General features: G+C 40.7%; 7 protein-coding genes and 1 pseudogene. 7 read left to right on the forward strand and 1 reads right to left on the reverse strand.

Annotated features, from left to right (window positions below; translation table 11 throughout):
* Positions 1-127 precede the first annotated feature (127 nt).
* The 6 genes and pseudogenes from glgB to HT736_RS03905 all read left to right on the forward strand — a co-directional run bounded on the left by glgB (position 128) and on the right by HT736_RS03905 (position 7,574).
* Positions 128-2,056 (forward strand): 1,4-alpha-glucan branching protein GlgB, encoded by a 1,929-nt coding sequence (gene glgB, locus HT736_RS03875; protein WP_023936815.1) that lies wholly within the window; start codon positions 128-130, stop codon positions 2,054-2,056.
* Positions 2,046-3,188: a glucose-1-phosphate adenylyltransferase gene (locus HT736_RS03880; RefSeq protein WP_023936814.1), complete on the forward strand. Its 1,143-nt coding sequence runs from the start codon at positions 2,046-2,048 to the stop codon at positions 3,186-3,188. The genes glgB and HT736_RS03880 overlap by 11 nt, the downstream gene beginning before the upstream one ends.
* Positions 3,178-4,317: a glucose-1-phosphate adenylyltransferase subunit GlgD gene (glgD, locus tag HT736_RS03885; RefSeq protein ID WP_172930771.1), complete on the forward strand. Its 1,140-nt coding sequence runs from the start codon at positions 3,178-3,180 to the stop codon at positions 4,315-4,317. Before HT736_RS03880 ends, glgD begins: the two co-directional genes overlap by 11 nt.
* A complete protein-coding gene (gene glgA / locus HT736_RS03890; RefSeq protein WP_000697309.1) occupies positions 4,314-5,747 on the forward strand; it encodes a glycogen synthase GlgA in 1,434 nt (477 codons plus the stop codon). Before glgD ends, glgA begins: the two co-directional genes overlap by 4 nt.
* Positions 5,748-5,805: 58 nt before the next feature.
* Entirely contained in the window at positions 5,806-6,450 is a 645-nt protein-coding gene (serB, locus tag HT736_RS03895; RefSeq protein WP_000084487.1) for a phosphoserine phosphatase SerB, read from the forward strand.
* 8 nt (positions 6,451-6,458) lie between these two features.
* Positions 6,459-7,574: pseudogene (locus tag HT736_RS03905) on the forward strand (glycerate kinase).
* Here HT736_RS03905 and HT736_RS03910 read toward each other — a convergent pair.
* Positions 7,571-8,017 carry a DUF1694 domain-containing protein gene (locus HT736_RS03910; protein WP_000131108.1) on the reverse strand — a complete coding sequence of 149 codons (447 nt, stop codon included), beginning with the start codon at positions 8,015-8,017 and terminating at the stop codon, positions 7,571-7,573. The pseudogene HT736_RS03905 and the gene HT736_RS03910 sit on opposite strands and share 4 nt — an antisense overlap.
* 163 nt (positions 8,018-8,180) lie before the next feature.
* Here HT736_RS03910 and eno point away from each other — a divergent pair, with 163 nt between their 5' ends.
* Entirely contained in the window at positions 8,181-9,485 is a 1,305-nt protein-coding gene (gene eno, locus HT736_RS03915; RefSeq protein WP_000022813.1) for a surface-displayed alpha-enolase, read from the forward strand.
* Positions 9,486-9,881 lie beyond the last annotated feature (396 nt).

Below are 9,881 nucleotides of genomic sequence, written 5' to 3' on the forward strand. Positions count from 1 at the left end.
AACAACTAAGTTAACTTTTTGTAGATTTTCAAAATAATTTTAAAGAAGTATAGTAATTTACTTGAATCTTCTCTAAAAAAGTAGTATAATAAAAACATAGAAAACGCTTACAGCAGAAAGGGAGTATATGGATAGAAGAGAAGCATTGCGCACCTTTATGACAGGTGAGAATTTTCACCTCCAGCATTATCTGGGAGCGCATAGGGAAGAAAAAGATGGTGAGTCTGGCTATACTTTCCGAGTTTGGGCACCCAATGCTCAGGCAGTTCACTTGGTAGGGGATTTTACCAATTGGGTAGAAAATCAGATTCCAATGGTAAGAAATGACTTTGGGGTCTGGGAAGTCTTTACCAATATGGCTCAAGAAGGGCATATTTACAAATATCATGTCACACGTCAAAATGGTCATCAACTGATGAAGATTGACCCTTTTGCTGTCAGGTATGAGGATCGTCCAGGAACAGGGGCAATCTTAACAGAGCTTCCTGAGAAGAAATGGAAGGATGGACTTTGGCTGGCACGAAGAAAACGTTGGGGCTTTGAAGAGCGTCCTGTCAATATCTATGAAGTTCACGCTGGATCATGGAAAAGAAATTCTGATGGCAGTCCTTATAGTTTTGCCCAGCTCAAGGATGAACTCATTCCTTATCTCGTTGAAATGAACTATACTCATATTGAGTTTATGCCCTTGATGTCCCATCCTTTGGGCTTGAGTTGGGGGTATCAGCTTATGGGTTACTTCGCTTTAGAGCATGCTTATGGCCGACCAGAGGAGTTTCAAGATTTTGTCGAGGAGTGTCATACCCATAATATTGGAGTTATTGTGGACTGGGTACCAGGTCACTTTACCATCAACGATGATGCCTTAGCCTATTATGATGGGACACCGACTTTTGAATACCAAGACCATAATAAGGCTCATAACTATGGTTGGGGAGCACTCAATTTCGACCTTGGGAAGAATGAAGTCCAGTCCTTCTTGATTTCTAGCATTAAGTTTTGGATTGACTTTTACCATTTGGACGGTATTCGCGTGGATGCGGTTAGCAACATGCTCTATCTAGATTACGATGATGCCCCATGGACACCGAATAAAGATGGCGGTAATCTCAACTATGAAGGATATTATTTCCTTCAACGCTTGAATGATGTCATTAAACTAGCTCATCCAGATGTGATGATGATAGCTGAGGAAAGTTCATCAGCTACTCAGATTACTGATACAAAGGATTCAGATGGTCTTGGCTTTGACTACAAATGGAATATGGGCTGGATGAATGATATTCTCCGTTTCTATGAAGAAGATCCGATTTATCGTACATACGACTTTAACCTAGTGACTTTCAGCTTTATGTATGTCTTCAAGGAGAATTATCTCCTACCATTCTCACACGATGAAGTTGTTCATGGCAAGAAGAGTATGATGCATAAGATGTGGGGAGATCGTTACAATCAATTTGCAGGTTTGCGCAATCTCTACACTTACCAAATTTGTCACCCTGGTAAGAAATTGCTCTTCATGGGTAGCGAATATGGTCAATTCCTAGAATGGAAATCTGAAGAACAGTTGGAATGGTCTAACCTAGAAGACCCAATGAATGCTAAGATGAAGTATTTCACTTCTCAGCTAAACCAGTTTTACAAAGACAACCGCTGTTTGTGGGAAATTGATACCAGCTATGATGGTATTGAAATCATTGATGCGGATAATCGAGACCAGAGTGTTCTTTCCTTCATCCGTAAGGGTAAGAAGGGCGACATGCTAGTCTGCGTCTTTAATATGGCACCTGTTGAACGAAAAGATTTTACAATCGGTCTGCCTGTTGCAGGGATTTATGAAGAAGTCTGGAATACTGAGTTAGAAGAGTGGGGAGGCGTTTGGAAAGAACATAATCAAACTGTTCAAACGCAAGAAGGACTATGGAAAGATTATGAGCAGACCTTAACCTTTACCCTACCGGCTATGGGGGCTAGTGTCTGGAAAATCAAACGTCGCTTGAAATCTGCAAAAACCGTCACAAGTAAAAACCAAAAAGGAGTAGAAAATGAAGAATGAAATGTTAGCTTTGATTCTTGCTGGTGGGCAAGGAACTCGTCTCGGTAAACTCACTCAAAGCATCGCAAAACCAGCTGTGCAATTTGGTGGGCGCTACCGTATCATTGACTTTGCCCTTTCAAACTGTGCCAACTCAGGGATTCACAATGTTGGAGTCATTACACAGTACCAGCCACTTGCTCTCAACAATCATATTGGGAATGGTTCAAGCTGGGGACTAGATGGTATTAATTCTGGTGTTTCTATTCTCCAACCTTATTCTGCCAGTGAAGGAAATCGTTGGTTTGAGGGGACTAGTCACGCTATTTACCAAAATATCGACTATATCGACAGTGTCAATCCTGAGTATGTCTTGATTTTGTCTGGGGATCACATCTACAAAATGGACTATGATGATATGCTCCAGTCTCATAAGGATAATAATGCCAGCTTGACAGTAGCAGTTTTAGACGTCCCTCTTAAAGAAGCAAGCCGTTTTGGTATCATGAATACTGATGCCAACAATCGTATTGTTGAATTTGAAGAAAAACCAGCTCAACCTAAATCTACAAAAGCTTCTATGGGAATCTACATTTTTGATTGGCAACGCCTTCGTAATATGTTAGTCGCTGCTGAAAAGAGCAATGTAGATATGTCAGACTTTGGTAAAAATGTCATTCCAAATTACCTTGAGTCAGGTGAAAGTGTTTATGCTTACGAATTTAGTGGTTATTGGAAAGACGTCGGTACGATTGAGTCACTTTGGGAAGCGAACATGGAGTACATTTCTCCAGAAAATGCCTTGGATAGCCGTAACCGTCAATGGAAGATTTACTCAAGAAACTTAATTTCACCACCAAACTTCCTTGGGGCAAATGCTGATGTGGAAGACTCATTAGTTGTAGACGGATGTTTCGTTGATGGAACTGTTAAACATTCTATCCTTTCAACAGGCGCGCAAGTTCGCGAAGGGGCAGAAGTTGTTGATTCAGTTATCATGAGTGGAGCTATCATTGGTCAAGGAGCTAAGATTAAACGTGCCATTATTGGTGAAGGTGCGATTATTTCTGACGGTGTCGAAATTGATGGAACAGAAGAAGTACAAGTTGTAGGATATGATGAAGTAGTGGGGGTAGCAACAGATGAAGATTGATAAATATTCTGCCATTTTAGGAAACACAGTTGGTTTTCACGATATGGCGACATTGACAGACCACCGTCCAGTAGCTAGTTTGCCATTTGGTGGGAAATATCGCTTGATTGACTTCCCACTTTCAAGCCTTGCTAATGCAGGTGTTCGTAGTGTCTTTGGTATTTTCCAGCAGGATAATATCAGCTCAGTCTTTGACCATATCCGTTCAGGACGCGAGTGGGGCTTATCAACCCTTCTCAGTCACTATTATCTAGGTATTTACAATACTCGTGTGGAGAGTAGCACAGTAGGAAAAGAATACTACCAACAGCTTCTTACTTATTTAAAACGCTCTGGATCAAACCAAACGGTTGCCCTCAACTGCGATGTCTTGATTAACATTGATTTGAACCAAGTTTTCCATCTACATAGTACAACAAAAGGGCCTATCACTGTAGTTTATAAAAAACTAGCTAAGAAAGATATTTCAGAAGTAAATGCAATCTTAGAAGTGGATGAAACAGACCATGTTCTTTCTCATAAACTCTTTGATAGCAAGTCAACAGCTGAAACGTTCAATATGTCTACAGATATCTTTGTCGTTGATACACCGTGGTTGATTGAACGCTTGGAAGAAGAAGCTAAAAAAGAACATCCAGAGAAATTGCGTTATGTTTTACGTGATTTGGCTGCAAAAGAGGGAGCTTTCGCCTACGAGTACACAGGCTACCTAGCCAATATTCACTCTGTAGAGTCTTATTACCAAGCTAATAAAGATATGCTTGAATCACAGAAATTCTATTCTCTCTTCTCACCAAACCAAAAGATTTATACAAAGGTTAAGAACGAAGAACCAACTTACTATGCTAATACATCTAAGGTAAGTACTTCTCAGTTTGCGTCTGGTAGTATCATTGAAGGTCAAGTGGCTAATTCTGTTCTATCACGTAATATTCATATCCATAAGGATAGCCTGGTTAAAGATAGCCTACTCTTCCCTCGTGTTGTGATTGGAGAAGGAGCTCAGGTAGAATATGCTATCTTGGACAAGGGTGTTGAAGTTGAGCCTGGTGTTGTGATTCGAGGAACTGCAGAACATCCAGTTGTCGTTAAGAAAGGTAGCAAAGTAACAGAGGATATTCATTCATGAAAATTTTATTTGTAGCAGCAGAGGGTGCACCCTTTTCAAAAACAGGTGGTTTGGGAGACGTCATTGGCGCTCTTCCTAAATCACTTGTAAAAGCGGGACATGAAGTTGCAGTGATTTTACCCTACTATGACATGGTAGAGGCTAAATTTGGAAATCAGATTGAAGATGTTCTTCATTTTGAGGTGAGCGTCGGTTGGCGCAGACAGTATTGTGGAATTAAGAAAACAGTATTAAATGGTGTAACCTTCTACTTTGTTGACAGCCAATATTATTTCTTCCGTGGTCATGTTTACGGTGATTTTGACGACGGAGAGCGCTTTGCCTTTTTCCAACTTGCTGCCATTGAGGCTATGGAAAGGATTGACTTTATTCCTGACCTTCTCCATGTTCATGATTACCATACAGCCATGATTCCTTTCTTGTTAAAGGAAAAATACCGTTGGATTCAAGCCTATCAAGGAATAAAAACTGTTTTAACCATTCATAATTTGGAATTCCAAGGACAATTTTCAGAAGGAATGTTATGGGACTTGTTTGGAGTTGGCTTTGAACGTTATGCTGATGGTACCCTTCGCTGGAACAACTGTCTGAACTGGATGAAGGCAGGTATTCTCTATGCGGATCGTGTTTCAACCGTCTCACCTAGTTATGCTCAGGAAATTATGACCAGTAAATTCGGATGTAACTTGGATCAGATTCTTAGAATGGAGTCTGGTAAAGTATCTGGTATCGTGAATGGGATTGATGCTGATTTTTATAATCCTCAGACGGATGCTCTTTTAGACTATCATTTCAATCAGGAAGATTTGTCTGGGAAAGCCAAAAACAAGGCAAAATTGCAAGAAAGAGTTGGCTTGCCAGTTAGAGCTGACGTTCCACTGGTGGGAATTGTTTCTCGTTTGACACGTCAAAAAGGTTTTGATGTGGTGGTCGAAAGTCTTCACCATATCTTGCAAAATGATGTTCAGATTGTTCTTTTGGGAACTGGAGATCCAGGCTTTGAAGGAGCTTTCTCATGGTTTGCTCAGATATACCCAGACAAGCTATCAGCAAATATCACTTTTGATGTCAAACTTGCTCAAGAAATCTACGCTGCTTGTGACCTCTTCCTCATGCCAAGTCGTTTTGAACCATGTGGCTTGTCTCAAATGATGGCTATGCGTTACGGAACCTTGCCATTGGTCCATGAAGTTGGAGGCTTGCGAGATACCGTTAAAGCATTTAATCCAATCGAAGGAAGCGGTACTGGCTTTAGCTTTGACAATCTATCTCCTTACTGGTTAAATTGGACTTTCCAAACAGCATTGGACTTGTATAGAAACCATCCAGACATTTGGAGAAACCTACAAAAACAAGCTATGGAGAGTGACTTCTCATGGGATACAGCCTGCAAGTCATACCTTGACTTGTACCATAGTTTAGTTAATTAATAGATAAAATCGTATGATGACTTCATACGATTTTTAGGCTATTTAGAGAGGAGAACTGATGTCTCAAGTAAAAGGCTTGTGTGTTTTGGATGTAGATGGAACCTTAATCCTAGAAGAAGTGATTAATCTTTTAGGGAGAGAGGCAGGTCATGAGGCGGAAATTTCGCAGATTACAAGTCGGGCAATGCGAGGAGAGTTGGTCTTTGAAAGCAGTTTAAGAAAAAGAGTGTCCTTGTTGGAAGGTCTTCCTATTTTGGTCTTTGATAACGTCTTCAACTCAATTCATCTATCGCTAAATGCCCAGGAATTCATTTCCATTCTCCAAAAGAATGGCATCCTAGTTGGTCTGGTGTCCGGTGGATTTACACCAATAGTTGAGAGATTATCAAAATCTCTAGGGATTGCCTATTTCTCTGCAAACCAAGTTGAAGTCAAAGACGGTCATCTAACAGGGAAATTAGTTGGACAAATTATCAGTCCCCAGATTAAAAAAGAGACTCTGGAACAATGGAGAGAGGAACTAAAACTTTCTAAAGAAAGAACGATTGCAATCGGTGACGGGGCCAATGATTTATTGATGTTGAGATCAGCAGGACTGGGAATCGCTTTTTGTGCCAAAGAAGTACTCAAAAAAGAAATACCACATCATGTTGACAAGAGGGATTTTTTAGAAGTTCTCCCTTTGATTGACTGTTTAGAATGAGGGAAAATATGAAGATTGTAATTGCACCGGATTCGTTTAAGGAAAGCTTGACAGCTCAACAGGTAGCTGAAGCAATAAAAAGAGGCTTCCAGTAATCGATAGCAGATGTAGAATGTCTCCTCTGCCCTGTTGGTGATGGGGGAGAAGGTACTGTAGATGCTATCCGACATTCTCTTGACCTAAAAGAAAAATGGATCCAAGTGACAGACCCTTTTGGACAAAAAGAAGCCATGCGCTATTTTCAAAAAAGTCAACTGGCACTATTTGAAGTAGCTGACTTGGTTAGTCTTGGAAAAATTCCGCTAGAGAAACGAAATCCACTTCAAATCCAAACTTGTGGTATCGGAGAGTTGATTCTCCATCTCATTTCTAAAGGGATTAAAGATATTTATATCGGTGTTGGTGGCACGGCCAGTAATGATGGAGGACTGGGGATTGCTGCTGGTTTAGGTTATCAATTTTATGATAGGGACGGAAATGTCTTGCCTGCTTCCGGTCAATCCTTATTAAACTTAGCTTCTGTTTCAACAGAAAATCGCTATAAAATTCCTGAAGGTGTTCAAATTCATATTTTATCAGATGTCGTGAGTCCCTTATGTGGTCATCAAGGTGCGACTTACACTTTTGGCAAGCAAAAAGGCCTAAATCTTACTATGTTTCCAGTCCTAGATCAAGCAATCCAAGACTTTTATGAAAAAGTCTCACCTGCAATATTGGAAATTAAAGGAGCAGGAGCTGGTGGAGGCATTGCTGGCGGTTTGTGTGCCTTTGCTCAGGCAAATATCGTGTCTGGAATTGATACCTGCTTGAACTTAATCAACTTTGATAAGAAAGTTTCAGATGCTGACTTGGTTGTTGTTGGAGAAGGAAGACTTGACAGTCAAAGCTTTGCTGGGAAAGCGCCTATAGGTGTTGCAAAAAGAACCCCTGTTGGAGTTCCTGTTATTGCTATTTGCGGTAGTCTTGCTGAAGATTTACCTCCCCTACCATTTGAAAATATCCAAGCTGTCTTTTCTATTTTGGAGAAAAGTGAACCTTTAGAAGATAGTTTGAAAAATGCCAGTCTCTATCTGGAGCACACGGCTGCCAATATTGGGCACTTATTAACTATGCGCAATATTTAGCCAAACCATTTTTTCCATAAGGATGTTTTGGATGGTTCTTCCTTTTTAACTTCCCAAAGTTTTGGAAAAGCAAGTCGAAGATCCTTTTCTTCTACTTGAACGGGTGCATTGCTATGGATAACCAGACCGAAGGGAGAAGTAATATGCTCTTCAGATACTATGGTAGCTTGACTATCAGTTTCTTTTGCTTCTTTTAAGTAGAAAACTTGCTTGTCAAATTCGATAGTTGGTGAAATCTTCACAAATAGTGGCTCTGCTTTTTCCTGAAGGTTTTCTAAAATAGATAAAAATCCTTTTTCTAACTGAGGGCTATTTGCTGTATCAATATCTGCATATCCAAGAACTCTTTCCTCAAAAGTACCAAGATAGCGTCTTTGCTCATCCGGATTTAATTTTGCTCCACCATGAGCTTGTTCAAGTAATTGTTTTGATAAATCTGTCATGAAAACAGTATATCATAAAAGTTAGAATAAAACAGACAAAAGAAAGCGATTACTTTATAAAGTTAAGGAAAAGTTGCACAAAGATAACGTTTTTTCTTGAAAAAGGAGGGGTTTTAAGGTATTATAGAGGTGTAAAAAATTTAACTCATAAGGAGAGTAAAAAATGTCAATTATTACTGATGTTTACGCTCGCGAAGTCCTAGACTCACGCGGTAACCCAACACTTGAAGTAGAAGTTTACACTGAATCAGGTGCTTTCGGACGTGGTATGGTTCCATCAGGAGCTTCTACTGGTGAACACGAAGCAGTTGAACTTCGCGACGGTGACAAATCTCGTTACGGTGGTCTTGGTACACAAAAAGCTGTTGACAACGTAAACAACATCATTGCTGAAGCTATCATTGGCTACGATGTACGTGATCAACAAGCTATCGACCGTGCTATGATCGCTCTTGACGGTACTCCTAACAAAGGTAAATTGGGTGCAAACGCAATCCTTGGTGTGTCTATCGCTGTAGCTCGTGCTGCTGCTGACTACCTTGAAATCCCACTTTACAGCTACCTTGGTGGATTCAACACTAAAGTTCTTCCAACTCCAATGATGAACATCATCAACGGTGGTTCTCACTCTGACGCTCCAATCGCTTTCCAAGAGTTCATGATTTTGCCAGTTGGTGCGCCAACATTTAAAGAAGCCCTTCGTTACGGTGCTGAAATCTTCCACGCTCTTAAGAAAATCCTTAAATCACGTGGTTTGGAAACTGCCGTAGGTGACGAAGGTGGGTTCGCTCCTCGTTTCGAAGGAACTGAAGATGGTGTTGAAACTATCCTTGCTGCGATTGAAGCTGCTGGATATGTACCAGGTAAAGACGTATTTATCGGATTTGACTGTGCTTCATCAGAATTCTACGATAAAGAACGTAAAGTTTACGACTACACTAAATTTGAAGGTGAAGGTGCTGCTGTTCGTACATCTGCAGAACAAATCGACTACCTTGAAGAATTGGTTAACAAATACCCAATCATCACTATTGAAGATGGTATGGATGAAAACGACTGGGATGGTTGGAAAGCTCTTACTGAACGTCTTGGTAAGAAAGTACAACTTGTTGGTGACGACTTCTTCGTAACAAACACTGACTACCTTGCACGTGGTATCCAAGAAGGTGCTGCTAACTCAATCCTTATCAAAGTTAACCAAATCGGTACTCTTACTGAAACTTTTGAAGCTATCGAAATGGCTAAAGAAGCTGGTTACACTGCCGTTGTATCACACCGTTCAGGTGAAACTGAAGATTCAACAATCGCTGACATCGCAGTTGCAACTAACGCAGGACAAATCAAGACTGGTTCACTTTCACGTACAGACCGTATCGCTAAATACAACCAATTGCTTCGCATCGAAGACCAACTTGGTGAAGTAGCAGAATACCGTGGATTGAAATCATTCTACAACTTGAAAAAATAAAGTAGTTCAGTAAACTATTTTATCCCGAACCTTGAAATTCAAAAGTTCGGCCGTTGATTTAACAACGTTTCTAGCCCCTCGGATTTTATCCGAAGGGCTATTTTTGGTACGACGGGCATGTCGTGCATCTGAGGTGTAAGTCCTCGGTGGGCACCTGCTACCGGTGAACCCAATAGCGATTCCCAAGCCTGACTATCGTGAGGTAGCGGATTAAAACGGTCTGGGGATAGACCGTTTTAAGTCTGACACTGGAAATAAGAATCGTCAGAGGAAGGGATAGCGAAATCGTGGCTCTACGAACAGGAAGGTGATAGTAAGGCGTATATAGCGGATAAGGGGGCCAGAAACTCTAAAGTCCAAAAAGGTAGTCGTAACCTATATGCGTAAATCACGAGA

It is taken from the genome of Streptococcus sp. 339, assembly GCF_013277285.1.
In the GTDB taxonomy this organism is placed as follows: domain Bacteria; phylum Bacillota; class Bacilli; order Lactobacillales; family Streptococcaceae; genus Streptococcus; species Streptococcus pseudopneumoniae.

Bases quoted from the DNA above. Each gene is read 5' to 3' on its own strand.
- glgB (WP_023936815.1), top strand. From the start codon at position 128: ATGGATAGAAGAGAAGCATTGCGCACCTTTATGACAGGTGAGAATTTT.
- HT736_RS03880 (WP_023936814.1), top strand. From the start codon at position 2,046: ATGAAGAATGAAATGTTAGCTTTGATTCTTGCTGGTGGGCAAGGAACT.
- glgD (WP_172930771.1), top strand. From the start codon at position 3,178: ATGAAGATTGATAAATATTCTGCCATTTTAGGAAACACAGTTGGTTTT.
- glgA (WP_000697309.1), top strand. From the start codon at position 4,314: ATGAAAATTTTATTTGTAGCAGCAGAGGGTGCACCCTTTTCAAAAACA.
- serB (WP_000084487.1), top strand. From the start codon at position 5,806: ATGTCTCAAGTAAAAGGCTTGTGTGTTTTGGATGTAGATGGAACCTTA.
- HT736_RS03910 (WP_000131108.1), bottom strand. From the start codon at position 8,017: ATGACAGATTTATCAAAACAATTACTTGAACAAGCTCATGGTGGAGCA.
- eno (WP_000022813.1), top strand. From the start codon at position 8,181: ATGTCAATTATTACTGATGTTTACGCTCGCGAAGTCCTAGACTCACGC.